At 68.8% G+C, this 25,663-nt stretch carries 29 protein-coding genes and 1 tRNA gene; 11 read left to right on the plus strand and 19 right to left on the minus strand.

What is annotated here, in order from left to right:
- Positions 1 to 338 precede the first annotated feature (338 nt).
- Together METY_RS00870 and METY_RS00875 are read left to right on the plus strand one after the other, a co-directional pair.
- The gene (locus METY_RS00870) at positions 339 to 1,265 is read left to right on the plus strand and encodes an ABC transporter ATP-binding protein (RefSeq protein WP_103119510.1); all 927 of its coding nucleotides are present in this window, start codon (positions 339 to 341) and stop codon (positions 1,263 to 1,265) included.
- A complete protein-coding gene (locus tag METY_RS00875) occupies positions 1,262 to 2,035 on the plus strand; it encodes an ABC transporter permease (RefSeq protein WP_444849060.1) in 774 nt (257 codons plus the stop codon). Before METY_RS00870 ends, METY_RS00875 begins: the two co-directional genes overlap by 4 nt.
- Before the next feature lie 167 nt (positions 2,036 to 2,202).
- On the opposite strand, the gene METY_RS00880 is transcribed toward METY_RS00875, so the two are convergent.
- Positions 2,203 to 2,655 (minus strand): NfeD family protein, encoded by a 453-nt coding sequence (locus tag METY_RS00880; RefSeq protein ID WP_103119511.1) that lies wholly within the window; start codon positions 2,653 to 2,655, stop codon positions 2,203 to 2,205.
- A gap of 4 nt (positions 2,656 to 2,659) precedes the next feature.
- Complete coding sequence (locus METY_RS00885) at positions 2,660 to 3,661, minus strand: SPFH domain-containing protein (protein WP_200819563.1); 1,002 nt, start codon at positions 3,659 to 3,661, stop codon at positions 2,660 to 2,662.
- Positions 3,662 to 3,846: 185 nt separating this feature from the next.
- Here METY_RS00885 and METY_RS00890 point away from each other — a divergent pair, with 185 nt between their 5' ends.
- Both METY_RS00890 and METY_RS00895 read left to right on the plus strand, forming a co-directional pair.
- Entirely contained in the window at positions 3,847 to 4,302 is a 456-nt protein-coding gene (locus tag METY_RS00890; RefSeq protein ID WP_103119512.1) for an Hsp20 family protein, read from the plus strand.
- Positions 4,303 to 4,305: 3 nt separating this feature from the next.
- A complete protein-coding gene (locus METY_RS00895) occupies positions 4,306 to 4,572 on the plus strand; it encodes a DUF1150 family protein (RefSeq protein ID WP_103119513.1) in 267 nt (88 codons plus the stop codon).
- Positions 4,573 to 4,664: 92 nt separating this feature from the next.
- On the opposite strand, the gene ptsN is transcribed toward METY_RS00895, so the two are convergent.
- The 8 genes from ptsN to METY_RS00935 form a co-directional block, all read right to left on the minus strand.
- Complete coding sequence (gene ptsN, locus METY_RS00900; RefSeq protein WP_103119514.1) at positions 4,665 to 5,129, minus strand: PTS IIA-like nitrogen regulatory protein PtsN; 465 nt, start codon at positions 5,127 to 5,129, stop codon at positions 4,665 to 4,667.
- 78 nt (positions 5,130 to 5,207) lie between these two features.
- Positions 5,208 to 5,789 carry a ribosome hibernation-promoting factor, HPF/YfiA family gene (gene hpf, locus METY_RS00905; RefSeq protein WP_103119515.1) on the minus strand — a complete coding sequence of 194 codons (582 nt, stop codon included), beginning with the start codon at positions 5,787 to 5,789 and terminating at the stop codon, positions 5,208 to 5,210.
- Between the two features lie 193 nt (positions 5,790 to 5,982).
- Positions 5,983 to 7,530: an RNA polymerase factor sigma-54 gene (rpoN, locus tag METY_RS00910; RefSeq protein ID WP_103119516.1), complete on the minus strand. Its 1,548-nt coding sequence runs from the start codon at positions 7,528 to 7,530 to the stop codon at positions 5,983 to 5,985.
- Between the two features lie 191 nt (positions 7,531 to 7,721).
- A complete protein-coding gene (gene lptB, locus METY_RS00915) occupies positions 7,722 to 8,543 on the minus strand; it encodes an LPS export ABC transporter ATP-binding protein (RefSeq protein WP_103119517.1) in 822 nt (273 codons plus the stop codon).
- A gap of 10 nt (positions 8,544 to 8,553) precedes the next feature.
- Entirely contained in the window at positions 8,554 to 9,150 is a 597-nt protein-coding gene (locus METY_RS00920) for an LptA/OstA family protein (RefSeq protein ID WP_103119518.1), read from the minus strand.
- 32 nt (positions 9,151 to 9,182) lie between these two features.
- A complete protein-coding gene (gene lptC, locus METY_RS00925; RefSeq protein ID WP_146035633.1) occupies positions 9,183 to 9,875 on the minus strand; it encodes an LPS export ABC transporter periplasmic protein LptC in 693 nt (230 codons plus the stop codon).
- 12 nt (positions 9,876 to 9,887) lie between these two features.
- On the minus strand, positions 9,888 to 10,502 hold the full coding sequence (locus tag METY_RS00930) for a ribonuclease D (protein ID WP_103119520.1): 615 nt from the start codon (positions 10,500 to 10,502) through the stop codon (positions 9,888 to 9,890).
- Between the two features lie 121 nt (positions 10,503 to 10,623).
- A tRNA-Leu gene (locus METY_RS00935) sits at positions 10,624 to 10,708 on the minus strand.
- Between the two features lie 188 nt (positions 10,709 to 10,896).
- Here METY_RS00935 and METY_RS00940 point away from each other — a divergent pair.
- The gene (locus METY_RS00940; protein ID WP_103119521.1) at positions 10,897 to 11,463 is read left to right on the plus strand and encodes a hypothetical protein; all 567 of its coding nucleotides are present in this window, start codon (positions 10,897 to 10,899) and stop codon (positions 11,461 to 11,463) included.
- Between the two features lie 275 nt (positions 11,464 to 11,738).
- Here METY_RS00940 and METY_RS20745 read toward each other — a convergent pair whose 3' ends face one another.
- From METY_RS20745 to METY_RS00975, 7 genes are all read right to left on the minus strand, one after another.
- The gene (locus METY_RS20745) at positions 11,739 to 12,545 is read right to left on the minus strand and encodes a hypothetical protein (RefSeq protein WP_146035634.1); all 807 of its coding nucleotides are present in this window, start codon (positions 12,543 to 12,545) and stop codon (positions 11,739 to 11,741) included.
- 138 nt (positions 12,546 to 12,683) lie between these two features.
- Positions 12,684 to 13,166 carry a F0F1 ATP synthase subunit B family protein gene (locus METY_RS00950; RefSeq protein WP_103119523.1) on the minus strand — a complete coding sequence of 161 codons (483 nt, stop codon included), beginning with the start codon at positions 13,164 to 13,166 and terminating at the stop codon, positions 12,684 to 12,686.
- 12 nt (positions 13,167 to 13,178) lie between these two features.
- Positions 13,179 to 13,784 carry a F0F1 ATP synthase subunit B gene (locus METY_RS00955; protein ID WP_103119524.1) on the minus strand — a complete coding sequence of 202 codons (606 nt, stop codon included), beginning with the start codon at positions 13,782 to 13,784 and terminating at the stop codon, positions 13,179 to 13,181.
- Between the two features lie 78 nt (positions 13,785 to 13,862).
- Complete coding sequence (locus tag METY_RS00960) at positions 13,863 to 14,090, minus strand: F0F1 ATP synthase subunit C (protein ID WP_020187966.1); 228 nt, start codon at positions 14,088 to 14,090, stop codon at positions 13,863 to 13,865.
- Positions 14,091 to 14,145: 55 nt separating this feature from the next.
- Entirely contained in the window at positions 14,146 to 14,892 is a 747-nt protein-coding gene (locus tag METY_RS00965) for a F0F1 ATP synthase subunit A (protein ID WP_103119525.1), read from the minus strand.
- 116 nt (positions 14,893 to 15,008) lie between these two features.
- Positions 15,009 to 15,359: an AtpZ/AtpI family protein gene (locus tag METY_RS00970; protein ID WP_103119526.1), complete on the minus strand. Its 351-nt coding sequence runs from the start codon at positions 15,357 to 15,359 to the stop codon at positions 15,009 to 15,011.
- 369 nt (positions 15,360 to 15,728) lie between these two features.
- Positions 15,729 to 16,247 (minus strand): PepSY domain-containing protein, encoded by a 519-nt coding sequence (locus tag METY_RS00975; RefSeq protein WP_103119527.1) that lies wholly within the window; start codon positions 16,245 to 16,247, stop codon positions 15,729 to 15,731.
- A 189-nt stretch (positions 16,248 to 16,436) separates the two neighbouring features.
- Here METY_RS00975 and ccmB point away from each other — a divergent pair, with 189 nt between their 5' ends.
- The 6 genes from ccmB to pdeM all read left to right on the plus strand — a co-directional run bounded on the left by ccmB (position 16,437) and on the right by pdeM (position 22,422).
- Entirely contained in the window at positions 16,437 to 17,090 is a 654-nt protein-coding gene (gene ccmB / locus METY_RS00980; protein ID WP_024816628.1) for a heme exporter protein CcmB, read from the plus strand.
- Between the two features lie 171 nt (positions 17,091 to 17,261).
- Positions 17,262 to 18,032, plus strand: coding sequence for a heme ABC transporter permease (locus METY_RS00985; protein ID WP_103119528.1), 771 nt, complete (start codon positions 17,262 to 17,264; stop codon positions 18,030 to 18,032).
- Positions 18,029 to 18,199, plus strand: a complete 171-nt coding sequence (gene ccmD, locus METY_RS00990) for a heme exporter protein CcmD (protein ID WP_103119529.1) — start codon at positions 18,029 to 18,031, stop codon at positions 18,197 to 18,199. Before METY_RS00985 ends, ccmD begins: the two co-directional genes overlap by 4 nt.
- A complete protein-coding gene (locus METY_RS00995) occupies positions 18,196 to 18,828 on the plus strand; it encodes a DsbE family thiol:disulfide interchange protein (RefSeq protein WP_103119530.1) in 633 nt (210 codons plus the stop codon). The genes ccmD and METY_RS00995 overlap by 4 nt, the downstream gene beginning before the upstream one ends.
- 61 nt (positions 18,829 to 18,889) lie before the next feature.
- The gene (locus tag METY_RS01000) at positions 18,890 to 21,418 is read left to right on the plus strand and encodes a ligase-associated DNA damage response DEXH box helicase (protein ID WP_103119531.1); all 2,529 of its coding nucleotides are present in this window, start codon (positions 18,890 to 18,892) and stop codon (positions 21,416 to 21,418) included.
- Between the two features lie 293 nt (positions 21,419 to 21,711).
- Entirely contained in the window at positions 21,712 to 22,422 is a 711-nt protein-coding gene (gene pdeM / locus METY_RS01005) for a ligase-associated DNA damage response endonuclease PdeM (protein WP_103119532.1), read from the plus strand.
- Between the two features lie 72 nt (positions 22,423 to 22,494).
- Here pdeM and METY_RS01010 read toward each other — a convergent pair whose 3' ends face one another.
- On the minus strand, positions 22,495 to 24,312 hold the full coding sequence (locus METY_RS01010) for a long-chain-acyl-CoA synthetase (RefSeq protein ID WP_103119533.1): 1,818 nt from the start codon (positions 24,310 to 24,312) through the stop codon (positions 22,495 to 22,497).
- A gap of 129 nt (positions 24,313 to 24,441) precedes the next feature.
- Positions 24,442 to 25,476, minus strand: coding sequence for a CobW family GTP-binding protein (locus METY_RS01015; protein WP_103119534.1), 1,035 nt, complete (start codon positions 25,474 to 25,476; stop codon positions 24,442 to 24,444).
- Positions 25,477 to 25,663 lie beyond the last annotated feature (187 nt).

Consider the following 25,663-nt stretch of genomic DNA (forward strand, 5'->3'; position numbering starts at 1 on the left):
ATCGATCTGCGAGATAATCCCGGATCGCCCTCCCTGCAACAACAGTTCGCTCGAATACTAGCTTATGCGAAGCTGCATGGCTCCTATGCGTTAAGACTATAAAAATTCAAGAGAGAGCTATCCGCGTCCTTACTATCGCATCTCGCTATCGATCGATCGAAGAATCGGTATCAGTATTTAAGATCATCTACACGCATGATCGACCGATAGGGAAAACGCATCATTCCGCGGCGCAATATCGAAACCGCGTCCGTGGAGGGTTTTTCCGGCCGGGTCGAGTGATTAGATTGCGCGTCCGCCGTCGCCTGCCGCGACGGAGCAAAGGCGTCTGTCCCCGCATGCAATCCATCATTTCGATCTCGGGCCTGTCGAAGACCTACGACGGCGGGTTTCAAGCGCTGAAGCGCGTCGATCTCGACGTCGCGCCTGGCGAAATCTTCGCGTTGCTGGGGCCGAACGGCGCGGGCAAAACCACGCTGATCTCGATCGTCTGCGGTCTCGTGAACGCGAGCGGCGGATCGGTGCGCGTCGGCGGGCACGACATCGTCGCGGACTACCGGGCGGCGCGCTCGCTGATCGGCCTCGTGCCGCAGGAGCTTTCGACCGATCGTTTCGAAAGCGTGTGGGACACGGTGGCGTTTAGCCGCGGTCTGTTCGGCAAGCCGAAGAACCCGGCCTACGTCGAGAAGCTGCTCCGCGACCTCTCGCTCTGGTCCAAGAAGGACGAGCGCATTCTCGCGCTCTCCGGCGGCATGAAGCGGCGCGTGCTGATCGCCAAGGCGCTCGCCCACGAGCCGCGCGTGCTGTTCCTGGACGAACCGACCGCCGGCGTCGACGTCGAGCTGCGCCGCGACATGTGGCGGCTGATCCGAGAGCTGCGCGACACCGGCGTCACGGTGATCCTGACGACCCACTACATTGACGAGGCTGAGGAGATGGCCGACCGCATCGGCGTCATCCGCGCCGGCGAGCTGATCCTCGTCGAGGAGAAGACCGCGCTGATCGCCAAGCTCGGCCGCAAGGAGCTGATCCTGCAGCTCGGCGCGCCGCTGGCGGAGGTTCCGGCGTCGCTCGCCCGCTACGGGCTGGAGCTCCGGCGCGAGGGCTGCGAGCTCGCCTACGTCTACGATGGCGCCCGCGAGCGTGCGGACCTCGCGGCGCTGCTGACCGAACTGACGGCCGCGGGCGTCGCCTTCAAGGACATCCGCACCACCCAATCCTCGCTCGAGGACATCTTCGTCGATCTGATGAAAGAGCGCGCATGACCAGCTCCGTGAACCTGCGCGCCGTCGGAGCCATCTACAAGTTTGAGATGGCCCGCGCGCTCCGCACGATCATGCAGAGCGTGATCTCGCCGGTGATCTCCACCTCGCTCTATTTCGTGGTGTTTGGCGCGGCCATCGGCCAGCGCATGCAGGAGATCGACGGCGTCCCTTATGGGACCTTCATCGTGCCGGGCCTGGTCATGCTGTCGCTGCTGACGCAGAGCATCGCCAACGCCTCGTTCGGCATCTATTTTCCGCGCTTCGCCGGCACGATCTACGAGGTCCTTTCGGCGCCCGTGTCCTACCTCGAGATCGTCGTCGCCTACGTCGGCGCGGCGGCGACCAAGTCGATCGTGATCGGCCTGATCATCCTCGCCACCGCCTCGCTGTTCACGCCGCTCACCGTCGAGCATCCGGTCCTGATGGTGACCTTCCTGCTGCTGACGGCGGTCACCTTCAGCCTGTTCGGCTTCATCATCGGCGTCTGGGCGGATGGGTTCGAGCAGCTGCAGATCATCCCGCTGCTCGTGATCACGCCCCTCACCTTCCTCGGCGGCAGCTTCTACTCCATCGACATGCTGCCGCCGTTCTGGCGGGCGGTGAGCCTGTTCAACCCCGTGGTCTATCTTGTCAGCGGCTTCCGCTGGAGCTTCACCGGGAAGGCCGACGTCCACATCGGCGTAAGCCTCGCGATGACGGCGGTGTTCCTGCTGGCCTGCCTCGTGGCGATTCGCTGGATCTTCAAAACGGGATACCGGCTGAAGGCGTGAGGGGCGCGCGTCCCGATCGCAACAAGCCTAAAGCGTCGTTCCGGGCGAAGTCCCGGAACCCATCACCCCGCCGTTTAAGCTTTCCCGACACGGCGGGGTGATGGGTTCCGGAATTCCGCTTCGCTGCAGCCGGAACGACGCTCTCGCGCGCCTAGCCTGCAACCTGCTCAGTCCGCCGGCTTGACCTTCAGCGTCGAGCCCTCGGCCGCCATCACCCGCACCCGCGCGCCGGCGGGCAGGTCCGGTCCGGTCGCCCGCCAGACGGTGTCGTCGATCCGCACGCGCCCCGCGCCATCGACGAGCGGCTCGTCGAGCGACAGCACCCGCCCGACGCAGGCGTGCGCGCGCCGGTTCAGGAGCGGCCGGTCGCTGACGGCGGCGTTGTCGCGGCGGCCGAAGAACCACCAGCCCACCGCGGCTGCGAGGCCGAGCACGGCGAAGGCCAGCACCTCGGTCTGCCAGCCGGGATCGACGACGAAGGCGAGCGCGCCGACGACGACCGCCGCGAGCCCCAGCCACAGCAGCACGGTTCCGGGCGCGACGAGTTCGATCGCGAGCAGCGCCACTCCCAGCGCCACCCAGCGCCATGGCCCGAGGCCGCCGATGAGTTCGACCAGCACCGCCTCAGCCTCCCGACGCCGGAGACGGGCCGACGTTCGGCACCGAGCCGCGCCGGGACCCGGAGGTCCGGGCGGCTGGCGTCGCGCCGCCGTCGCTCCCGAAGGTGTCGCGCGCGATCTCCGCGATCCCGGCGAGCGAGCCGATCAGCGCCGTCGCCTCATAGGGCACGACCAGCGTCTTCTGGTTCGGCGAGGTCGCGAGCGCCTTCATGGCGTCCACGTACTTCTCTGCGATGAAGTAGTTGAGCGCCGCCATGTCGCCGCGCGAGACCGCCTCGCTGACCAGCGACGTCGCCCGCGCCTCGGCCTCGGCCTGCCGCTCGCGCGCTTCGGCGTCGCGGAAGGCGGCCTCCCTGCGGCCCTCGGCCTCCAGGATCTGCGCCTGCTTCGCGCCCTCCGCCACAAGGATCGAGGCGCGTTTCTCGCGCTCGGCCTTCATCTGCCGGCCCATGGCCGCGACGAGGTCCGCCGGCGGGGTGATGTCCTTGATCTCGATGCGGGTGACCTTCACGCCCCAGGGCCCGGCGGCGGCGTCCACCACGTGCAGCAGCTTGACGTTGATCTCGTCGCGCTGGGACAGGATGTGGTCGAGGTCCATGGAGCCCAGCACCGAGCGGATGTTGGTCATGGTCAGCGCCATCATCGCGCGCTCGAGGCTCGTCACCTCGTAGGAGGCCTGGGCCGCGTCGATCACCTGATAGAAGGCTACGCCGTCCACCGTCACGCTGGCGTTGTCGCGGCTGATGACCTCCTGGCTCGGGATGTCCAGCACCTGCTCCATCATGTTCACCTTGCGCCCGATCTGGTCGATGAACGGCACGATGATGGTCAGGCCGGGATCCAGCGTCCTCGTGTACTTCTGGAAGCGCTCGACGGTGTAGTTGAAGCCCTGAGGGACCGTCTTCACGCCGGCGAAGATGACGAAGATGATCAGCAGCGCCGCCGCGATCGCGACGATGTCGAAGCCGGACAGCATGAACGAGACCCCCCCTTTGGCGGGGGCCATGAGGCGCCAAAGGCCTTGGGAACGCAAGCCGCTGGGCCGGCGGCGCTTCTCCGGCGGCGGGACCCCTGCGACGCTTGAAAGCCGCGCGTCCCGCGCCCACCTTAACGATCGGCCGGAACCACCGGCCTTCGGAGCGCTTTGTTTACGAGGCTCCGTCAAAGTCGCTTATGCGAAGGACTTTGAACATGTCGCGTATGACGAGTTTTCAGAGCCCGTTTCTGCTCGGGTTCGACGGCCTTGAGCGCGCGCTGGATCGCGTGGCGAAGAGCGCCGACGGCTATCCGCCGTACAACATCGAACGGGTGGGCCCGTCCATCGACGGGCCGGAACGGCTCCGCATCACGCTCGCCGTCGCAGGCTTCCAGCCCGAACAGCTGGAGGTCACGATCGAGAAGAACGAACTGGTGATCCGCGGCCGGCCGCCAGCCGAGCGCGAGGACCGCGTCTACCTCCACAGAGGGATCGCGGCCCGTCAGTTCGTGCGAGCCTTTCTGCTCGCCGAAGGCATGGAGGTTCTCGGCGCCGATCTTGCGACGGGACTTCTGGTCGTCGATCTCGTTCGTCCAGAGCCGAAGCGCGAAGTTCAACGTATCGCCATCGCGTCGCGCGACGAAAGCAGCCGCTTAGCGGAGAAGGAGTGAGTCATGATCCGGGAAAACGCTTCGGTCCGTCGGGGTCCCCTGAGCTCGGCCGAATTTGCGGCCGTCGGCGACGGCCACATCGCTTACGTCAAGCCGATCCTCTCCGAGGAGCTCAACGCCCTGTTTCCGGAAGCCCCGGAGCTTGAGCCGGGCCTGAAGCTGTTCGCGCTGCTCGGCGCCAACGGGCAGCCGATCGTTGTCGCCGACAGCCGCGAAGCGCTGTTCGAAAGCGCCCGCGAGCACGAACTCGTCACCGTCAGCGTGCACTGAGATCAGCCGCGAGCGATGCAGAACGGGACGCCGCGTACCTCGGGGCGTCCCGCGCCTGCGTGACGCCGGCGTCCGCCTGTAAACTAAGCAGGCTACGCCGCGTTTGAGGCGATCGGCTGGGTGAGCACGGCGTGCAGCGCCGTGGCGTCACGGGAGGCGCGGAGCTTCTGCGCGGTCGCGGGATCGCGCAGCACCCGTGCGACCCGCGCGAGCGCCTTCAGATGGTCCGCCCCCGCGGTCTCCGGCGCGAGCAGAAGGAAAGCGAGGTCGACCGGCTCGCCGTCCAGCGCGTCGAAGTCGATCGGACGGTCCAGCCGCGCGAACAGGCCGAACAGCCGGTCGAACTTCGGCAGCTTGCCGTGCGGGATCGCGATGCCGGCCCCCACGCCCGTGGAGCCCAGCCGCTCCCGCTGCAGCAGCGTCTCGAACACGTCGCGCTCCGGCAAGCCCGTGAGCTCCGCGGCGCGGGCCGCAAGCTCCTGGATGGCCTGCTTTTTCGAATTCACTTTGAGCGCCGGTAATATCGCGTTCTGCGCGACGAGGTCGGCTAGGGGCATCTGACGTCGAAACCTCGGCTGCGCGGCCCGCAGCGACGCATGGGGAACTCGCCCACACGCCGCGACCGCGGCTCGAATTTAGTGGCCGTCCGCGCCGCCAACCGGGGGCGGGTCAATCCAGCCGACGTTACCGTCAGCACGGCGATACACCATATTGATGCGGCCGTGAACCGCATGCCGGAAAACCACCACAGGCGCGCCGGTCAGATCGAGCTCCATCACCGCGAAACCCACCGTCATGCGGCGCAGCTTCGTGGTCGTCTCCGCCACGATGACCGGGCTCCAGCCGTCGTCCTCGAGATCGGTGTCGTCCGTCGGGGTCTCGAACACGACGTAGGGCGCGCTGTCGTTCGAATCGGCGTCGGCGTGGTGGTCCTTGAGGCGGGCCTTGTACCGCTTCAGGCGGCGCTCGATGCGGGCCGCGGCCTGGTCGAAGCTCGCGTAGGCGTCCGCGGCCGCGCCGGCGGACTGCAGAACGATCCCGCTGTCAAGATGCAGCGAGCACTCGGTGCGGAACCCGGAGCCGTCCTTGGCGACGGTGACGTGGCCCGAGAAGCCGCCATCAAAATACTTCGACATCGCGCCAGAAATACGATCCTGAACTTGCTCTCGAAGGGCCTCTCCAAGATCGAGGTTCTTTCCGGAAACGCGCAACGACATGGATTTCGCTCCACGACTGACGACAGGAGGTCGGTCGGACGTCCGAACACTGCCTTCAACGCCGCCAAAACCGCGCCGCCGAACGCACCGTCGTCGCCCTCCTTTTAAGACCTAAGAGCCGCCCATATCGAAGTCAATCGGCCCTTCGGCGCGATCATTTTTCCGCTAATGCCTTGAAAAACTTATCGGAACTCTATTGGGCCGAGGCGTTGCGGCTCGACGTCTTCTCGCGCCTGCGCTGCACCGACGACGGAATGCGCAGGCTCTCGCGGTACTTGGCGACGGTGCGCCGGGCGATCTCGACGCCGCCGTCGTGCAGCCGCTTCACGATCGTGTCGTCGGACAGCACGTCGTCCGGACTCTCGGCGTCGATCATCGTGCGGATGCGATGCCGCACCGCTTCCGCCGAATGCGCGTCGCCGCCGTCCGCGCTCGCGATGGAGGCGGTGAAGAAGTACTTCAGCTCGAACACGCCGCGCGGCGTCGCCATGTACTTGTTGGCCGTCACCCGCGACACGGTCGACTCGTGCATGCCGATGGCGTCCGCGATCGTGCGCAGGTTGAGCGGCCGGAGATGCGCGACGCCGTGGACGAGGAAGCCGTCCTGCTGGCGCACGATCTCGGTCGCGACCTTGAGAATGGTCCGCGCCCGCTGCTCCAGGCTGCGCGTCAGCCAGTTCGCCGTCTGCAGGCACTCGGTCAGGAAGGTCTTCTCCCCCTCGTCCTTCGCGACCCGGACGACCTTGGCGTAATAGGCCTGGTTGACGAGCACGCGCGGCAGGCTGTCGGCGACCAGCTCCACCAGCCAGGCGCCGTCCGGGCCGAGCCGCACCAGCACGTCCGGGCTGACCGACAGCACCACCTCGCCGCCGAACCCGCGCCCCGGCTTGGGCTCGAGCCGCTTCAGTTCGGCCAGCATGTCGGCGAGGTCTTCCTCGTCGACGCCGCACAGGCGACGCAACGCCGTGAAGTCGCGGCGCGCGACAAGCTCGAGGTTTTCGATGAGCGCCTGCATGGCCGGATCGTAGCGGTCGCGCTCCCGCAGCTGGATCGCGAGGCACTCCGCGAGCGTGCGCGCGCCGACGCCGCTCGGCTCGAAGGTCTGGATGACGCGCAGCACGCGCTCGACCGCTTCCAGCGAAGCGCCGAGGCGCTCGGCGATCGACTCGATCGGCTCGCGGATGTAGCCGGCGTCGTCGACGAGGTCGATCAGGTGCAGGCCGATGGCGCGCTCGACGGTCGACGACACGGCGAGCGCGAGCTGGCGCTCGAGGTGATCGGCCAGCGTCGGGCGATCGGCCACGAAGGCCTCGAGGTCGGCGCCCTCGCCCGAACTTGCGGACCCCGGACCCATCGACGACCAGTCGCCGGCCTCGGGCGGCGTCTCCGCCGGCGTCCGGACCGCCTCCGGGGGAGCGTCGTCGGGGAAGACGTTGCCGAAGTCGGTGTCGAGCGGCTGCTCGGGCTCTGATCGGGAGCCGGCGCCGCCGTCCTCGCTCCAATCGTCGGGGCTTTTCGCGCCCTCGAAGGCCTCCTCGAGGCGGCGCTCCTGCGCCTCGTCCGGCCGGTCGTCGACCCGCTCCTCCTGCCGCTCCAGGAGCGGATTCTGCTCGAGTTCGTTCTCCACGTAGGTGGCGAGGTCGAGGCTCGACAGCTGCAGCAGCTTGATGGCCTGCATAAGCTGCGGCGTCATCACCAGCGACTGTGATTGGCGCAGAAGCAGCTTAGGGGTCAGGGCCATGAGTGCGGACGCTCGGACGGCTGAGGCGGCGCGGCCCCGGCCGTCGCGCACTCGTCAGCGGCGGCCAGTCCGCGTCGTCGACACGGGAACAGGACGGGCGCGAAACGCCCGCCGAGCCGATCGTCTGCGACTTCGACCCTCGCCGCAAGGCGTGTGGGCCGATTCTTGCATAACGAACCGCTTCGCCGTTCTTAAAGCCGAAACTCTTCGCCGAGGTAAAGCCGCCGGACGTCCGGATGAGACACGATCTCGTCGGGCGTTCCCTCCATCAGCACGCGCCCCGCGTGGATGATGTAGGCGCGATCGATCAGCCCCAGCGTCTCGCGGACATTGTGGTCCGTGATCAGCACGCCGATGCCGCGGTTGGTGAGGTGCCGCACCAGCGCCTGAATGTCGCCCACGGCGATCGGATCGATGCCTGCGAACGGCTCGTCGAGCAGCATGAAGCTCGGCCGGCTCGCGAGCGCCCGGGCGATCTCGACGCGGCGGCGCTCGCCGCCGGACAGCGCGATCGACGGCGACTTGCGCAGCCGCGCGACGCCGAACTCGTCCAGCAGCGCCTCGAGGTCGTGCTCGCGCCGCTTCCGATCGGGCTCCACGACCTCGAGCACCGCGCGGATGTTGTCTTCGACCGACAGGCCGCGAAAGATCGAGGCCTCCTGCGGGAGGTAGCCGACCCCGAGCCGCGCCCGACGGTACATCGGCAGGCGCGTCACGTCGTTGCCGTCGAGTTCGATCCGGCCGCGGTCGGCCGGAACGAGACCCGTGATCATGTAGAACACCGTGGTCTTGCCGGCGCCGTTGGGCCCGAGCAGGCCGACGGCCTCGCCGCGCCGCACGGAGAGGCCGACGTCGTGGACGACTGCGCGGGAGCCGTAGCTCTTGGCGAGCCCGCGCGCGACCAGCGCGCCTTCGGCGACGTCCGCGGTTTCGAAGTCATGACCGTCCGCCGCCGGCGAGTACGCGGCCTCAGGCTGCCGCCGGCCGGCGGCGAAACGCGACATCGGGTTCACGCGGCGCTCCTTAGGGCTGCTGGCGCTGCGCGGGCTTGAACACGCCCTGCACGCGGCCCCCGCCCGCCGCGCTCTCGATGCGCGACCGCTGGCTCGTCAGATCGACGTGCAGCCGGTCGCCGCGGATCACGTTGTCGCCTTGGGAGACCACCACGCCGCCCGTCAGCACGACGGTGTTGCTCGGCATGTCGAACACCCCGTGCTGGCCCGTGGCCCTCTGGTTCTTCGAGGTGACGACCACATTGCCGTCCGCCTCCAGCCGGCGGATGTCGCGGCCCTGGGGCGCGCTCGGCGTGCCGGTCGGGCCCGAGGTGGCGCCCTGGGTCGGACGCTGGCCATCCTTGGGCTTCTGAGGAGGCTGATCGTTCGGGCCGTAGTAGTAGATCGTCAGCTCTTTGGACTTCAGGGTCGAATCGCCCTGCACCACCTGAACGTTGCCGGAGAACACCGCGGCCTGGTCCTTCTCGCGCACCTCGAGATTGTCCGCCTCGACGTTGACCGGCTCGTTGGAGCGGCCGGAGAACCCTTCGAACGCGCTTGTGACGGACTGCGCCGAAGCGACCGCCGGCAGCGCGAGACTTGCGAAGATCGCGAGAACGAAACGCATCGGCGCCTCCTTGGGCGTAGTGTTTTGAGCTTTCACGGCGTTTGCGGGGGATTGGCGGGGGAAGCGGCGGCCGCGGCGGATTCCCGACGCAGCGTCAGCTTAACACGGCCGGAGAAGCGCATGCTGTCGCCGCTGTGCAGGATCTCCATGCGATCCGCGGTGAGCAGCGAACCGCCCATCTTGATGGAGACGGGTTGGTCGGACACGATTCGTCCCGTCTTCAGCTCCGCCCGGGCGCTGGCGAAGGTCGCGTCGTCGCCCTTGTCGGAGATGGCGCGCACGCTCTGCGTGAGGTCCAGCACCTGCGCCGTAGCGTCGTAGACGCCGGCGTTGGAGGTGAGCGTCGCCCACCCCTGGTCGGTCATCTCGATTCGCGCGCCGAGGCCGTCGAGCTCGATCCGGTTGGGGCTGGCGACGGTCTGCCGCGCGGTGCGGGCCGTGACGTCGTAGGCGCGGTCCTGGCCGTTGAAGCCGCGCAGCCGCGGCGCGTCCATCGCCACGGTGGAGCCGCCGACGTCGATGCCGGCCACGTCCACATGCACCTCGTCGGAGAGCGGCTCGAGCACCGCGGCCGCGCCGGCCGCGACGACGAGCGCCGCCGCGAGCGCCGGCGTGGCGATCCTTAGCCGCCGCACGAGCCGGCTGTGCCGTTCGGCGCGCCGGAACGCCTCGACCGGAACGGCGCCCGCCGCGGCCATGGCGATGATGGGGGAGGACCTCAGCACGCGGTCGTTCCGTCAGGCGTGCGAGAAGATGTCGTTCTCGGCCCAGCCCGCAAGATCGAGCGCCGCGCGCACCGGGACGAAGGCGAAGCAGGCGTCGGCGAAGGCAGTCCGGTTTTCGCGCGCGAGCACCCCATCCAGCTTGGCGCGCAGGGCGTGCAGATGCAGCACGTCGCTCGCAGCGTAGGCGAGCTGGGCGTCCGACAGCTCGTCCGCGCCCCAGTCCGACGACTGCTGCTGCTTGGAGATCTCGACGCCGAGCATCTCGCGCACGAGATCCTTTAGGCCGTGGCGGTCGGTGTAGGTGCGGACCAGCTTCGACGCGATCTTCGTGCAATAGACCGGCTCGGTCATGACGCCGAAGGCCTTGTAGAGGGCCGCGACGTCGAAGCGGGCGAAGTGGAACAGCTTGGTCACCGCGCGGTCGCGCAGCAGCGCCTCGATGTTCGGGGCGCGGGTCTGGCCGGGCGCGATCTGGACGAGATCAGCCGAGCCGTCGCCGGTCGAGAGCTGGACCAGGCAGAGCCGGTCGCGATGGGGATTGAGGCCGAGGGTTTCGGTGTCGATCGCGACCGCAGAACCGGGAACGTAATCGTTGGGAAGATCGCCCCGATGGAGTCGGATCGTCATGCGCGCTCTACCGATCATGCGCGCCGGACGCGGGACGGAACGAGGCCGCCGGGCGGGCGCGCGTCAAGACGAACACGTTCGAGCGCCGCGAATGAAACTTCGCGACGCTCGAACGTGGATGTGGTGCCCAGAAGAGGACTCGAACCTCCACGGTGTTACCCACACGGACCTGAACCGTGCGCGTCTACCAATTCCGCCACCTGGGCTCGCGGTGGGTCTTAGGGGGTCGACCGGGGGCCTGTCAATGGCGCCGTCGGGCTAATCCGCGGCTTTCGGCCTGAGCGCTCCGGCGGGCCGAGAGCCGCCGCGCGGCTGCGGGCTGCGCAATTCGGCCCTATTCCTTGACGAAGGATGAACGCGGGACCGGCCGAACGTCATCGCAGGGATTTGCACGATGTTTCTCAACACACCGTCCGCAGCCGCGCTCGCCGCGACGCTCGCCCTCGCCTCCTCCGCATCCGCCCAGCAGGCGCCGAGCGCCGCGCAGGCCGCCGTCGCATTGGTGGGTCAAGGCGTCGCCACGCGTGCTGCGGACGACGCCGCTTGCCCGCGTGTCGTGACTCTCAAGGGCGCGGAGAGCTTCCCACGCGGCAGGACGGGCGCGAATCGTGCGCAACTCGGAGCCCTCGCCCGCGACTGCGCCGCACTGGGCGCCGAGACGCTGGTGAAGGTCGCGGTGACGGGCGACGGCGCCCGCGCGACGACGGCGGGACCCAGCTGGTTCAACGCGCCGCTCACCATCGCGGTGCTCGACGACCGCGGACGGCCGGTCGCGACGCGGCGCGCCAAGGTGAAGGTTCAGCTGCCGCGCGACGCGACGTCCGGCCCGTTCGCCTATGTGGTCGAGGACCTGTCGCTGCCGCCGGCGAAGGACTACGCCGGCTGGTCCGTCGTGGTCGGCTTCGAGATGAGCCAGGCCGAACTGCGGCGGGCCGCGAAGGTGGTGACAGCGGGGCGGTGAGGCCGCTGCTGATGGGCGGGATAGGCTAGGCCGGAGCCTCAGCGCTTTGTCGGGACGTTGCCAATTTCCGGTATCAACTGAGCGGACGGAGTTTCAAAATCAATCAGATAACGATTCCGCAATTCATCTATCGGCTTATTCTCGACCAAGAATACGCGCGCTCCAAAATTCTCGTAAATATCCTTGGTCACTTCATCCCATGTTTCGAAACTGCATACCTTCGGGACTGTCTCACACGGCACCGACTGTTTCATGACGGCAGCACCAGCTGGACTTCAATCGGAATCGATACTGCTAATAAATTGACTTGCATCGAATGCGGTCTTATTGCATCTAAAACTGTGAGTTAAATGGCAGAATCTCCAGAAGTGCTCTTTATAGTATTCGAACGAATACGAACTTATTTCTTCATTTAATAGATTATTTGACGCCTCTTGAGTCAGAGCTCTGTTCGGCTCATCTTTAAGTAATTTGTTAGCAATATGTCTGCTTGGGTCTTCTTCAACCTTCTTGATGACCTGCAGCAGACCGCGGCTACTGCCGGGAAAGATTGGATACCGACCTGAGACCGCGAAGATTATAGCGGACACTCGTTGATCTTTTTCATATTTACCGCCCAGCATTGCGATCGCCTGCTCGACGGTCTGCCCTTTTAATTCCTCATAAGAGCCGACGAAAACATACTTCAGCGCCGGCGGCCCTAGCGTGCGCAGTCGGCCGACAGCAAGGTCCGGTTGTTTGTCAGGGTAGTAGGGTATCAGCCGGATCAACCAGCTAACACGCGCGTTCGTGGCGAGATTGGCGAAGATCTGGTCTTTGGGAACGATCTTGATCGGCCTGTCGGTGCGGTTCAGGAGCGCGACCGCCGGCCCTGCGATCGAGAACGCGACGCCCGATATGAGGCCCGCCGCCATGGTCAGCTTCAGCCAGGTGGCGGGCTCCCCTTCCCGGTTGATCGTCCGGAAAAGCGCAGCGAAAGCGAAAGCCATCAGCGCGAGCCCGACCACCGACAGCGTTGCGGCGGTCTGGATCTCGGCAACCAGTTCGATCGTGCGTCGGACTTCCGCAAAAAGCTCGGTCATGACCGCCCCCGTGTGAGGCACGCGATTACACCATTAAATGGTGACTTTCATCAATGCTCTTATTAGTTGCGCTGACGTGCATCGCAAACGAAAAAAGCCGCCCGGAGGCGGCTCTTCGAAACGTGACGTGCGCGGCGTTCAGTTGAGCTTGGCGCGGAGCTCCGAAAGACCGTTGTCGAACAGCTTGTCGCCCAGCGGCCCGCGAGCCTGGGAGGTCAGCACCTCGGCGGCGGCGGAGACGGCGGCGTCGGCGGCCGCGGAGCGCACCTCGGTGACGGCCTGGGCCTCGGCCATGGCGATCTTCTGCTCGGCCTGCTTGGTGCGGCGGGCGACGAACTCCTCGACCTTGGCCTTCGCGTCGGCCGCCAGACGTTCGGCGTCGGCGCGGGCGGAGGCGACGATCTCTTCCGCCTCACGGTCGGCCTGGTCGCGCTTGCGGGCGTATTCGGCCAGCAGGCGGCTCGCCTCCTCGCGCAGGGCGCGGGCTTCGTCGAGCTCGGCCTTGATCTTGGCCGCGCGGCGGTCGAGCGCCGCGGTCACCTTCCCCGGCACGCCGAGATAGACGACGATTCCAATGAAGATGACGAAGGCGACGAGAACCCAGAATTCAGCGCTTCCCACGGTCTCGTCTCCTCAGCGTGCGAGCGAGGCGTCGACCGCCCGCTCGATCTCGGCCGCCGGCGCCGAGGCGCCCGCCAGCCGCTCGACGATGGCTGAGGCCGCGTCGACCGCGATCACGCGAACGTTGGACAGCGCCTGCGCCTTGGTCGCGCCGATCAGCGCTTCCGCCGCTTCGAGCCTGGCGTTGAGCTCGGCCTCGGTGCGCTTGCGGTTGTCGTCGGCCTCCTTGGAGACCCGCTCGCGGGTCTCGGACGCGATGGCCTGCGCCTTGGAGCGCGCGTCCGCGAGCGCCTTTTCGTAGGCCTCGCCGGCCGCCTTGCTTTCGGCCCGCAGACGCCGCGCCTCGGCGAGATCGCCTGCGATGCGTTCGGCGCGGCCTTCGACGATGTTGGCGACGCGCGGGATCGCGACCTTGCTCATCAGCAGGTAGAGCAGGCCGAAGAAGATCGCGAGCCAGAGGATCTGACCGGCGAAGGTGGACGAATCGAACGGCGGAAACGCGCCGCCGCCGCCATGGCCGCCGCCGTGCGCTTCCGTGCCGGCGTGCGTCTCGGCGGGCGTCGCATGCTCCGCCTGCGCCAGGATGATTGTGCCGGCCGGACCAGCGGTCTCGGTCATCGAAAGCTCTCCATCGATCGCGCGTCAGGCCGCGCGGGCGGCCGCGAGGGCCGCCTCACGCGGGAGGTCCGTCCGAAATCAGACGGCGAACAGCAGCAGCAGCGCGACGAGCAGCGAGAAGATGCCGAGCGCTTCCGTCACCGCGAAGCCGAAGATCAGGCGGGCGAACTGGCCGTCGGCGGCCGAGGGGTTGCGCAGCGCGCCGGCGAGGTAGCTCGAGAAGATGTTCGCGACGCCGACGGCTGCGCCGCCCATGCCGAGGGTGGCGAGACCGGCGCCGATGAACTTGGCGGCTTCAGCTTCCATGACGAGAACTCCAATTGGGACAGTGGGTTTCGGGGCGATGACGCCGCAGGCTTGATCAGTGGCCGGGGTGCAGCGCGTCGTTGAGGTACATGCAGGCCAGCAGCGTGAAGACGTAGGCCTGCAGGAAGGCGACGAGGAACTCGAGCGCGGTGATGCCGATCGCCAGGATGAGCGGCAGGACGCCGAGCGCGAGGCCGACGCCGCCGAGGCTCGCGGAGAGCATCGTCACGAAGCCGGCGAAAACCTTCAGCGTGATGTGGCCCGCGAGCATGTTCGCGAACAGACGGACGCTGAGGCTGATGGGGCGGGAGAGGAACGAGATGACCTCGATCGCCGCCACGAGCGGAAGGATGTAGCCCGGCACGCCGGACGGCACGAACAGGTGCAGGAAGTGCGTGCCGTGCTTGGCGAAGCCGTAGATCACGACCGTCAGCATCACGACCATCGACAGCGCGAAGGTGACGATGATGTGGCTGGTGACGGTGAAGGTGTAGGGAATCAGGCCGATCAGGTTCGCGAACAGGACGAACATGAAGAGCGAGAACACCAGCGGGAAGAACTTCATCCCGCTGTCGCCGGACGTTTGTCGGACCGTGCCCGCTACGAACTCGTAGGACATCTCCGCCAGCGACTGCAGCCGGCCCGGCACCAGGGTGCGGGCCGAGGTGCCGATCATCAGGAAGCCCGTGATCAGGACGACCGTCAGCGCCATGTAGGCGGCGGAGTTGGTGAAGGCGAAGGCGCCCTCGCCGATGAGCGGAACGATCTGGAACTGGTGGATCGGATCAAGTGCGCCGGCCATCGTTCCTTCAGCCTGTTACGGGCGCGCCGCTCTCGGCGTCCCTCGTCCTCGAAAAATCGGACGTCTCCGGGGTTCCGAAGGCGTCCGACCAAACTGCGCGACGCGTTCCGGGAGGCCTACTGGCCCGGGCCTTTGACGAGGCCCGCCGAGCGCAACACATTCAACACCCCGGCGGCGAAGCCGAGCAGCAGAAAGACGATCAGGCCCCAAGGGCTCGATCCGAACAGCTTGTCGACCAGGAAGCCGACGATGCCGCCCGCCACCACGCCCGCGACGAACTCCGAGCTGAGCCGGAACGCCTGAGCGAGGCCCGAGGAGGCGTCGCCGCCGGAGCGGCCGTCAGCGCCGGCAGATTTGGGGGAGCCTCGCTTTTCGATCTCGCGATCGAGCCGCTCGAGACGCCCGGCCAGATCGCCGTCGCCGGGAGCGTCGTTCTGATCCGAATGGTGGTTGGAGCCTTGCGCCATTACGCCCGCGTCTCCTCCCGACCCCCGGAGCCGTTCGTCGCCCCCTTCAAGTCGCGCGCACCCTAATTTTTGGGGCATAGGCTGTCAAGGTTCCGCCGCAAAGTTACAACGCCTTGAAAATAATGTGAAAAACGGCGTCGAACGGGGGTGCGGCGGAAACGTCGCGGGGGCTGGACGGTATCTGTTGCGGGATATCCCCGTTGAAGTCGCGGGGCCGCCGTCCGGCAAATGCGCGCAGGCCGGCGCCAAAGCCGACGCGGAGGCCGCCTGAGCGGCGAATCTCCGTCCGCGAGGGCCCCGGCCTTGAACGAAGAAGGCCGGCGCCTCCCAGGAGGCGCCGGCCCAAAATTTCATACGAAGTTCGGTCGATCAGTCGAAGACCGCCTTGCCGTTGGCGTCCACCTTCACGTCCTTCTTGCCGTCCGCGGCCGCCACGTCGATCTCGTAGGCGACCGCGCCGCTCTCGCGCTCGACTTCGGCGCTGATCGCCTTGCCGCCGCCGAGCTGCTCGGCCGCGGCCACCGCCGCCTTGAGCTGGGTCGAAGCCTTGTTGAAGTCGGCGGGCTTCAGCATGGTGAAATAGACCTCGATCGGCTGGTTCTCCTCGCCCGTCACCTGGCCGGAGTTCGGGTCCACATAATACTCAGTGAGCTTGTCGCCCGCCGCGTTCAGGACCTTCACCTCCCAACGGCCGCCGTTGTCGTCCTCGAACTCCACCTCGGTGGCCTTGCCGCCGCCCTTGGCCTCGGCCGCGTCCAGCGCCTGAACGAGCGACACCTTCGCGTTCTTCGCCATCTCCGTCTCATCGGCGCGGGCGCCAGAGACCGGGGCGAGAGCGACGGCGCCGAGCGCGAAAGCGCCGAGAGCGATGCGGGACACGGTGGACATGACGTAACCTCCAGATGCCGGTCGGTTGAAGCCGACCGGGTGTTAAACGAGGGCGGCTGTCGCCGACCTAGGGGAGGCTCAACGCGGAGGCGCTTGCTATGTTTCGTCCCGCGCAGGAAATAAAGCGTGAGCCCGCACCCTTGGCCAAGGCCTGCGGCCGCCCCATGCACTTGCTTCTAGGACGCCGCCTTGCCCTCTCCCCTCTCGGCCGTTCTCAGCCGCGATCTCGCGCTCGCCCGCGGCGGCGGAGCGGGGCTCGGCGTCGTCTTCTTTCTCCTGGTGGTGACCGTCACGCCCTTCGCTGTGGGGCCGGACCTGCCGCTTCTCGGCCGCATCGGCCCGGCGATCCTCTGGCTCGGCGCGCTTCTCGCCACCCTGCTCGGGCTTGATCGGCTGCTGCAGGCGGACCACGAGGACGGCGGGCTCGACCTGATGCATCTCGCGCCTGCGCCTCTCGAGCTTGTCGTCGCGGCCAAGATCCTCGCCCATTGGCTCACGACGGGCGTGCCGCTCGTCGTCGCCGCGCCGCTGTTCGCGGTAATGCTCGACGTCGGGCCTCAGACCTCGCTCAAGGTCGCGGCGTCGCTCCTGCTCGGCACGCCGGCGCTCGCCTGCCTCGGCGCGGTCGGCGCGGCGCTCACCGTCGGCCTGCGCCGCGGCGGCCTTCTGGTTCCGGTGCTGATCCTGCCGCTCGCGATCCCGGTGCTGATCTTCGGCGTCGCCGCAAGCGATCCGGCGCGCGACGGCTTCGGCCCGCTCGGCGTGCTGGCGGGCCTGGCCCTCGGCTACGCGGTGCTCGGCCCGGTCGCGGCCGCCGCCGCGCTCCGGCTGCTGCGCGATTGAGATGTGAACGGCTTGCGACGGATGGCGCGTTTCCTGCGACGCAAAGGCGCCTTAGGTAACTGCGACCTCGGGATCGACGTATTCGACGAGTTTAGATCCTGGGATGATTGACGATCCCGGCTCGCCGGCTTCGCCGCCGACGACCACGAACGGACCGGCCCGACCGAACCCATGGCCCTGCTCTCCGCCGTCACCTCGCTCGCGAACCCCTCGCGCTTCGCGGCCTTCGCCGAGCGGCTCACGCCGTGGCTGATCGGCGTGACCGCGGTGGTCTTCGCGGTCGCGCTGTACCTCGCGCTGGTCGTCGCCCCCGCGGACTACCAGCAGGGCGAGACGGTGCGGATCATGTTCATCCACGTGCCCTCGGCCTGGCTCGCCATGTTCGCCTACACGCTGATGGCGATCGCTAGCCTCGGCGTGCTGATCTGGCGCCACCCCATCGCCGACGTCTCGGCCAAGGCCGCCGCGCCGCTCGGCGCCGCCTTCACCTTCCTCGCGCTCGCCACCGGCTCGCTGTGGGGCAAGCCGATGTGGGGAACCTGGTGGGTCTGGGACGCGCGGCTGACCTCGTTCCTGATCCTCTTCATCATGTATCTCGGCCTGATGGCGCTGCGCTCCGCGATCGAGGAGCCGTCGCGCGCCGCCAAGGCCTGCGCGATCCTGACGCTGGTGGGGTCGGTCAACATCCCGATCATCAAGTTCTCGGTCGACTGGTGGAACACGCTGCACCAGCCGGCCTCCGTGATCCGCGCGGGAAGGCCGACCATGGACCCGTCCATCCTTTGGCCGCTGCTGATCGCGGCGGTCGCCTTCACCCTGCTGTTCACGACGTTGCACCTCGTCGGCATGCGCACCGAGCTGCTGCGCCGTCGGGCGCGCACCCTGCGCCTCACCGCCGCGGCCTCGGCGCCCTCAGCCCTCGCGGCGGAGCCAGCGGAATGACCGACCCCCACTTCGGCTATATCGCCGCCTCGTACGGCATCGCCTTCGCGGTGATCGCAGGGCTCATCCTCTGGACCGCGCTCGACCAGCGCGCCCAGCGCCGGGCGCTGGCGGAGCTCGAGGCCCGATCGGGGCGGCGGCGGTCCGGCGAAGGGCTTCGCCCATGAAGGCGCCGTTGCCGGCGACGACCCCGGACGACCGGCCCTCGCCGCTGCGCCGGGCGCTGTTCGCGCTTCCCGTCGCCGTGGTCGCGGTCGGAGTCTGGTTCTTCTACGGCTCGTTGACGAGCGGTCGCGACCCCGCGGCCCTGCCCTCGGCGCTGGTCGGGCGGGCGGCCCCGCAGACGGCGCTGCCCGCCCTCGAGGGGCTGCTGGCGAACGGCGCGCCGGTCGCGGGCTTTTCGACCGCCGACCTCGCCACCGGGCAGGTCACGCTGGTGAACGTGTTCGCCTCCTGGTGCGCCCCCTGTCGGCAGGAGCATCCTGTGCTGATGCGGCTGCGCGAGCAGGGCGTCCGCATCCTCGGGCTGAACTACAAGGACACGGTTGAGAACGCCCGGCGCTTCCTCGGCGGCCTCGGCAACCCCTACGAGCGCGTCGGCGTCGACGCCAACGGCCGGGCTGGCGTCGAGTGGGGCGTCTACGGCGTGCCCGAGACCTTCGTGGTGACGGGCGACGGCCGCGTCGCCTTCAAGTTCGTGGGCCCGCTGACGATGGAGTCGGCCGAGGCGACGCTGAAGCCGCAGATCGAGAAGGCGAGGGCCGCGACGCCCGCGACGGACAAGCCGTCGAGCTGACGGGGCCGCAGACTTCGTCCGGGCCCCTCCCCGCCGGCCGCGGAGCTCTTATCTCTCACGCGTGTCCACCCGCGCCCGCGTCCCCTCCGCAGCCGTGCTGCCCGACCGCTTCGTGCGCTGGTTCGCCGGGCGCGGCTGGAGCCCGCGCGTCCATCAGCTCGAACTCATGGCGCACGCCCAAGCCGGGCGCGACGCGCTGCTGATCGCGCCCACCGGCGCCGGCAAGACGCTGGCGGGCTTCCTGCCGACCTTGGTCGAACTCGCGGAGCGCGGGCCGTCGAACTCCGACAATGCGGGAACCCACACGCTTTACGTCTCGCCGCTAAAGGCGCTCGCCGTCGACGTCGCGCGCAATCTGGAGCGGCCGATCGCGGAGATGGGTCTGCCCATCCGCGTGGAAGGCAGGACCGGCGACACGCCCGCCGCCCGGCGCAAGCGGCAGAAGGAGCGCCCGCCGGACATCCTGCTCACGACTCCGGAACAGATCGCGCTGCTGATCGGCGATCCCAGCGCGGGTCGGCTGTTCGAGACGGTGAAGCGCGTGGTGGTGGACGAGCTGCACGCGCTGGGCCCCACCAAGCGCGGCGACCAGCTGGCTTTGGCGCTCGCCCGCATCCGGGCGCTCGCGCCGGGCGTCGTCACGGTCGGGCTCTCCGCCACCGTGAGCGACCCCGACGCGCTGCGGCGCTGGCTGGTCGACCCGCGCCGGGGCCGCCCGCTCGCGGAGCTCGTGCAGATCGCCGGCGGCGCGGCGCCGGACATCTCGATCCACCAGACCGACGAGCGCCTGCCCTGGGCCGGCCATGGCGGCCGCCACGCGCTGGGCGCGATCTACGAGGAGATCAAGCGGCACAAGACCACGCTGCTGTTCGCCAACACCCGGGCGCAGGCCGAGCTGACGTTCCAGGAGCTGTGGCGGATCAACGAGGACACCCTGCCGATCGCCCTTCACCACGGCTCGCTCGACGTCGGCCAGCGCCGGAAGGTCGAAGCGGCCATGGGCGAGGGCCGGCTGAAGGCGGTGGTCGCGACCTCCACGCTCGATCTCGGCATCGACTGGGGCGACGTCGACCTCGTGGTCCACATGGGATCGCCCAAGGGCGCCTCGCGCCTGCTGCAGCGGACGGGGCGCGCCAACCACCGGCTGGACGAGCCCTCGAAGGCCATCATGGTGCCCGCCAACCGCTTCGAGGTGATCGAGTGCGAGGCGGCGCGGGCCGCCGCGCTCGCGGGCGAGCAGGACGCGGAGGCCGCGAAGCCCGGCTCGCTCGACGTGCTGGCGCAGCACGTGCTGGGCGTCGCCTGCGGCGGCCCGTTCGACGCCGACGCGCTGTTCGCGGAGGTCACCTCCGCCGCGCCCTACGCCGACGTCGACCGCGCGACCTTCGACGACGTCGTCGCTTTTGTGGCGACCGGCGGCTATGCGCTGCGCTCCTACGAGCGCTTCGCCAAGATCCGGAAGACCAAGGACGGCTTGTGGCGGGTCTCGAACCCGCAGGTTGCGCAGAGCTGGCGCATGAACGTCGGCACCATCATCGAGGCGACGACGCTGAAGGTGCGCCTCGCCAAGGCGCGCCGCTCGAAGGCCGGCACGGTCGCGCCCGGCGGCTTCGGAGGGCGGGTGCTGGGCGAGATCGAGGAGTATTTCGTCGAGACCCTCACCCCCGGCGACACCTTCATGTTCGCGGGCGAGATCCTGAAGTTCGACGCCCTGGTCGACACCGACGTCTACGCTTCGCGCTCGACCTCCGACGCGCCGAAGGTGCCGACCTACGTGGGCGGCCGCATGCCGCTGACGACCGACGTCGCGGCCCGCGTGCGTGGCATCATCGACGACCGCTCGAGCTGGCCGACGCTGCCCGAGCAGACGCGCGAATGGCTCGGCCTGCAGCAGCGCCGCTCGCTGATCCCGGAGCCGGAGCAGCTCCTGGTCGAGACCTTTCCGCGGGCCGGCAAGAACTTCCTCGTGGCCTACACCTTCGAGGGCCGGCTCGCGAACCAGACGCTCGGCATGCTGCTGACCCGCCGTCTGGAGCGCGCGCACGCCGCACCGCTCGGCTTCGTGGCGAGCGACTACTGCCTCGCGGTCTGGGCTTTGCGCGACATGAGCGCGATGATCGCGGGCGACCTGCTCTCGCTCGACGCGCTGTTCGACCAGGACATGCTCGGCGACGACCTGGAGGCGTGGCTGGAGGAGAGCGCGTTGATGAAGCGCACCTTCCGCAACTGCGCCATTATCGCCGGCCTGATCGAGCGCAACGTGATCGGCGCGAAGCGCAAGACCGGGCGGCAGGTCACCATGTCCACCGACCTGATCTACGACGTGCTGCGCCGGCACGAGCCCGATCACGTCCTGCTCCGCGCCGCCCGCGCCGACGCCGCCCGCGGCCTGATCGACCTCGAGCGCATCGTCGAGATGCTGGCGCGGGTGAAGGGCCACATGGTCCACAAGCCGCTGTCGCGCGTCTCGCCGCTGGCTGTGCCCGTGCTGCTGGAGGTCGGCCGCGAGCCGGTCTACGGCGCCTCCCAAGACGCGCTGCTGAAGCTTGCGGCCGACGATCTGGTCGCGGAGGCGATGGCGGAGGATTGACCCGGTGGCGGCGTGCCCGCCGCCGGAGGCCGAGCCGGGATCATCCCCTGACGCTTCCTGCGAGCGCGTCGGTTTGATCCGCGTCAAAGCGGCGGCTGCGGTTCGGGGCTGTTCTCCTCTCATTCAAGAGGAGAAACCCGGATGCCCGCCGAAACCCTGTTCGTCGTCGCCGCCGTGCTCGTGATGTTCGGCGCCTTCGCCGGCACGCTCGCCTGGGCCGGCTCCCGAGCGCGCCCGCGCTGACGCGCCGGAGGCGTGGACGGGACTCCGCGGTTCCTGCTACGTTCCGCGGAATGATTCCGTCCCGCCCTTCCAAGAGCGCGTCCGAGCCGACGATCACCGTCGCCGGCGCGGCCCTCGTCGCCGATCCGCTCGGCGCGCTGTACGAGCCGGGCTCGGGCGCGCTGATCGTCGCGGATCTGCATCTGGAAAAGGGCTCGTACTTCGCCCGCCGCGGCCAGATGCTGCCGCCCTATGACACCGCCACCACGCTCGGGCGGCTCGCGCGCCTCGTCGCCGCCTATCAGCCGCGCGTGGTCATCGCGCTCGGCGACAGTTTCCACGACGACGGCGGCCCCGCCCGCATGCACGAGGCGGACCGCGCGGCGGTGGCGGAGCTGCAGCGCGGGCGCGACTGGATCTGGATCGCCGGCAATCATGATCCGGCGCCGCCCGCGAACCTCGGGGGCGAGGCCAGGCTGACCCTCGTTCTCGGCGCCCTCACCCTGCGCCACGAGCCGACGGCCGGCGCCGCGCCCGGCGAGCTTGCCGGCCATCTGCATCCGGTGGCGAAGGTGGCCGTGCGCGGCCGCGGCCTGCGCCGCCGCTGCTTCGCGACCGACGGCGCGCGCGTGGTGCTGCCGGCCTTCGGCGCCTACGCCGGCGGCCTCAACGTGCGCGACCAGGCCTTCGCCGGCCTGTTTTCGGGCGACGCCTTCACGGCCTGGATGCTCGGCGACGCTGGCGTCTACGCCTTCGCCGCCCGGGGCCTCCGCCCGGACTGACGCGTTCTTGCTTCCCTTCTCACCCTGCCGGAGAACGGCAGGAAGAGGCCGCCTTTCGGATGGCCGGCGCCCCTAGATCCGCACCCGCTTCTCGGCCACGGCGGCGAACAGCTCCGCGTCGAGCGGCGTGAAGCGACCCTCGGTCGGGTGGGCGAGATAGAGCGGGTCGGCGATCAACGCAGGGTCGCAGCCCTCCCGCACCAGATCCACCTTGCGCTGCTTGAACGTGCCGGTGACGTCGATCGTCCGGCCGATCCTTAGGAACACCGGTCGGGCGTAGGGCGGCAGGCTGGACGCCAGGAAGGCATGGAGCCCCGCGAGGTCGAGCTCGCCCTCGGTCACCACCAGCGCCATGCCGGCCCGGCCGTCGTAGCCCGGCGCCGCCACGCCGTAGACCGTGACGTCGGTCACGCCGGGGAACATCGAGATCGTCTCGGAGACCTCCGAGGTCGCGACGTTCTCGCCCTTCCACCGGAAGGTGTCGCCGATCCGGTCCACGAAGTAGAAGTAGCCGTTCTCGTCCCGCCGCATCAGGTCGCCGGTGCGGAACCAGCGGTCGCCGGGCTCAAAGGCGTCCGTGAGGATCTTTCGCTTCGTCGCCTCCGGGTCGGCGTAGCCCTCGAAGCGCATCGAGGGCTTTGACGGGTCGTTGAGGATGCGCCCGACCACCTCGCCGACCTCGCCCGGCGGGCACTCGACGCAGCGGCCCGAGGCGTCGCGCACCTCCGCGCAGGCCTCGACGTCGAAACGGATCACCTTGGTCGGGAACTTGCGCTTCATGTACCAGGGGATGCGCCCGACGGCGCCCGGCGTGCCGTCGAGGTTGAACAGCGCGACGTTCCCCTCGGTCGCCGCGTACCACTCCAGAATGAACGGGATCCGGAAGCGCTCGGCGAACTGCGGCCAGACGTCCGGCCGCAGGCCGTTCCCGCAGACGAGGCGCAGCTTGTGTCGCGTCTCGGCCTCGCACGGCGGCGTGTGCACGAGGTAGCGGCAGAGCTCGCCGATGTACTCGGCCAGCGTGCACTCCGTCGCGACCACGTCGTCCCAGAACCGGCTGGCCTGGAACCGCTCGCGGATGACCACCGAGGCGCCGGCGAGCAGAGGCGCGCAGGCGGCGATGACGCCCCCGACCGTGTGGTACATCGGCAGGCAGTCGTACATCCGGTCGTCCGGCCGCACGCCCATCGCGCCCATGAAGCCATGGGTGATCGCCATCAGCCGGTAATGGTTGATGTTGGCGGCCTTGGGCATGCCCGTGGTGCCGCTGGTGTAGATGAACAGCGCGCGGTCCTCGACCGTCAGCCGCGGCAGGTCGACGGCCGGCAGCGGCGCGCCGGAGAAGCCGGACAGGGCCTCGTCGATCCGCGGCCAGTCGAACGCAGCCTCGCCCTGGACGTCGCCATGAAGCCAGACCGCCGGGCGTGGATCCACGCTCACGAAGGCCTCGGCGGAGGCGTAGGCGGCGGCGAGGTTCGCGCCGACGATCACATGCTTCGGCCCGACGATCGAGACGCAGTGGGCGAGCGGTCCGCCGGACAGATTGGTGTTGAGCAGCGCGACCACGCCCCCGACGCGGGTAATCCCGAGCCAGCAGGCGAGATAGTCCGGCCGGTTGGTCATCATCAGGGCGACGACGTCGCCTTTGACCACGCCGTTCGCCTTCGCCCAGCGGGCGTAGGCGTTGGCGCGCGCGTCGAGCTCCGCGAAGCTGTAGGTCTCGTGCTCCGAGATCAGGGCGGTGCGGGATCCATGCTTCGCCGCGAGCTCCGCCACGACGTGCGGGAACACCCGCCCGCGGTCGCGGCCGATCGGCATGGTGGCGCGCAGCGCCCGCAGAACTCCCTTGAGGAAAAGCCAGTCCCGCGCAAGCCGCGACCACGGCGCCATGCACCCTCCTGCGCCTCGTTCAGCCCGCGACGCGGCGGCGAAGCGTCTTCGTTGTCGTCCCGCAGTGAAGCCCGGCGGCCCAAGCGCTGTCCACCCCTGCGAAGAGGCGACGCTCGCGACCGTGAACGGTTATCCCAGCAGACCTCCGGCGCGCGGGGCGAGCGGATTGTCGCTCATGGCCGCGCGGTCCGGCCGGTCCGGCGCGATGCGGCCGGCGAAGGCGGCGTAGAGCTTCCCGAGCAGATCGGGCTCCAGCCCCTCCCCGATCGCGACAAGCCGGGTGCGGCGGTCGTCGTCCGGCCAGGCGTCGAGGAAACGCGGGGCGGCGAAGACGTGGCGCACGCCCTGCACCACCAGCGGCCGGTCCGGCTCCTCCGCCAGCCGCACCAGCCCCTTAAGCCGCAGCAGCTTCGGCGCGTGGGCCGAGCGCAGCAGCTCCACGAACAGATCGTAGGACGCACGGGTCAGCGGCGCCTCGCTCGCCAGCGCGACCGAGACCACCGAACCATGGATCGCCGGCAACGCCGGAAGATCGGGCTTCGGCGCGTCGTGCCGCGCGAGCGCCTCGCCGGCCGCCACGGTCGCGGCGTCGACGACGCGCGCCATCGGCGCGAGGGATCCGACCGCCGCCCGCGTCGCGGCGGCCTCGGAGGCGCTCGCAATGTCGATCTTCGACAGCGCGACGAGATCGGCCATCGCCGCCTGCCGGGCGGCCTCGGCGCGCTCCGCCAGCGTCGCGGCGCCGTCGACGGCCGAGACCACGGCGACGACGCCCGCCACCTGAAAACGCAGCGCGAGATAAGGGTGCAGCGACAGCGTCTGCAGCACGGGGACGGGATCGGCGAGGCCCGTCGTCTCCAGCATCAGGCGGCTGAACTGGGGGATGCGGCCGTTGTCGCGGGCGCGCAGCAGGCCTTCGAGCGTCTCGATCAGGTCCCCGCGAAGCGTGCAGCACAGGCACCCGCCCGCGAGCGCCACGACGCCCTCGGCCGCGTGCTCCACCAGCAGATGGTCGACGCCGATCTCGCCGGCCTCGTTGACCACGACGGCCGCGTCCGACAGCGCGGGATCGCGCAACAGCCGGTTCAGCAGCGTGGTCTTGCCCGCCCCCAGGAAGCCGGTGAGCACGGTGAGCGGGATCGGGGCGAGGCGGGGATCGGTCATGGAGGGTGCGGCACGGGCGATTGAGGCAGGAGGACGCGACCTTAGAGAACGCTCCCCACGGGCCACGCTCAGCGCGTCATCTCCCGGCTTGTCCGGGGGATCCAGGCGTCATGGGACCGCAGCGTCCGAAAAGCGGACGCCCCGGATAAACCGGGGCGTGACGAGCCTTATCCTGAAACGTTCGCGA

The sequence above is a fragment of the Methylopila sp. Yamaguchi genome, assembly GCF_002897035.1.
Taxonomy (GTDB): Bacteria; Pseudomonadota; Alphaproteobacteria; order Rhizobiales; family Methylopilaceae; genus Methylopila.

Coding starts and splice junctions, on each gene's coding strand:
- METY_RS00870 (WP_103119510.1), top strand. CDS start 339: ATGCAATCCATCATTTCGATCTCGGGCCTGTCGAAGACCTACGACGGC.
- METY_RS00875 (WP_444849060.1), top strand. CDS start 1,262: ATGACCAGCTCCGTGAACCTGCGCGCCGTCGGAGCCATCTACAAGTTT.
- METY_RS00885 (WP_200819563.1), bottom strand. CDS start 3,661: ATGGCCCCCGCCAAAGGGGGGGTCTCGTTCATGCTGTCCGGCTTCGAC.
- METY_RS00890 (WP_103119512.1), top strand. CDS start 3,847: ATGTCGCGTATGACGAGTTTTCAGAGCCCGTTTCTGCTCGGGTTCGAC.
- METY_RS00895 (WP_103119513.1), top strand. CDS start 4,306: ATGATCCGGGAAAACGCTTCGGTCCGTCGGGGTCCCCTGAGCTCGGCC.
- ptsN (WP_103119514.1), bottom strand. CDS start 5,129: ATGCCCCTAGCCGACCTCGTCGCGCAGAACGCGATATTACCGGCGCTC.
- hpf (WP_103119515.1), bottom strand. CDS start 5,789: ATGTCGTTGCGCGTTTCCGGAAAGAACCTCGATCTTGGAGAGGCCCTT.
- rpoN (WP_103119516.1), bottom strand. CDS start 7,530: ATGGCCCTGACCCCTAAGCTGCTTCTGCGCCAATCACAGTCGCTGGTG.
- METY_RS00920 (WP_103119518.1), bottom strand. CDS start 9,150: ATGCGTTTCGTTCTCGCGATCTTCGCAAGTCTCGCGCTGCCGGCGGTC.
- METY_RS00930 (WP_103119520.1), bottom strand. CDS start 10,502: ATGACGATCCGACTCCATCGGGGCGATCTTCCCAACGATTACGTTCCC.
- METY_RS00940 (WP_103119521.1), top strand. CDS start 10,897: ATGTTTCTCAACACACCGTCCGCAGCCGCGCTCGCCGCGACGCTCGCC.
- METY_RS20745 (WP_146035634.1), bottom strand. CDS start 12,545: ATGACCGAGCTTTTTGCGGAAGTCCGACGCACGATCGAACTGGTTGCC.
- METY_RS00955 (WP_103119524.1), bottom strand. CDS start 13,784: ATGACCGAGACCGCTGGTCCGGCCGGCACAATCATCCTGGCGCAGGCG.
- METY_RS00960 (WP_020187966.1), bottom strand. CDS start 14,090: ATGGAAGCTGAAGCCGCCAAGTTCATCGGCGCCGGTCTCGCCACCCTC.
- METY_RS00965 (WP_103119525.1), bottom strand. CDS start 14,892: ATGGCCGGCGCACTTGATCCGATCCACCAGTTCCAGATCGTTCCGCTC.
- METY_RS00970 (WP_103119526.1), bottom strand. CDS start 15,359: ATGGCGCAAGGCTCCAACCACCATTCGGATCAGAACGACGCTCCCGGC.
- METY_RS00975 (WP_103119527.1), bottom strand. CDS start 16,247: ATGTCCACCGTGTCCCGCATCGCTCTCGGCGCTTTCGCGCTCGGCGCC.
- METY_RS00985 (WP_103119528.1), top strand. CDS start 17,262: ATGGCCCTGCTCTCCGCCGTCACCTCGCTCGCGAACCCCTCGCGCTTC.
- ccmD (WP_103119529.1), top strand. CDS start 18,029: ATGACCGACCCCCACTTCGGCTATATCGCCGCCTCGTACGGCATCGCC.
- METY_RS00995 (WP_103119530.1), top strand. CDS start 18,196: ATGAAGGCGCCGTTGCCGGCGACGACCCCGGACGACCGGCCCTCGCCG.
- pdeM (WP_103119532.1), top strand. CDS start 21,712: ATGATTCCGTCCCGCCCTTCCAAGAGCGCGTCCGAGCCGACGATCACC.
- METY_RS01010 (WP_103119533.1), bottom strand. CDS start 24,312: ATGGCGCCGTGGTCGCGGCTTGCGCGGGACTGGCTTTTCCTCAAGGGA.
- METY_RS01015 (WP_103119534.1), bottom strand. CDS start 25,476: ATGACCGATCCCCGCCTCGCCCCGATCCCGCTCACCGTGCTCACCGGC.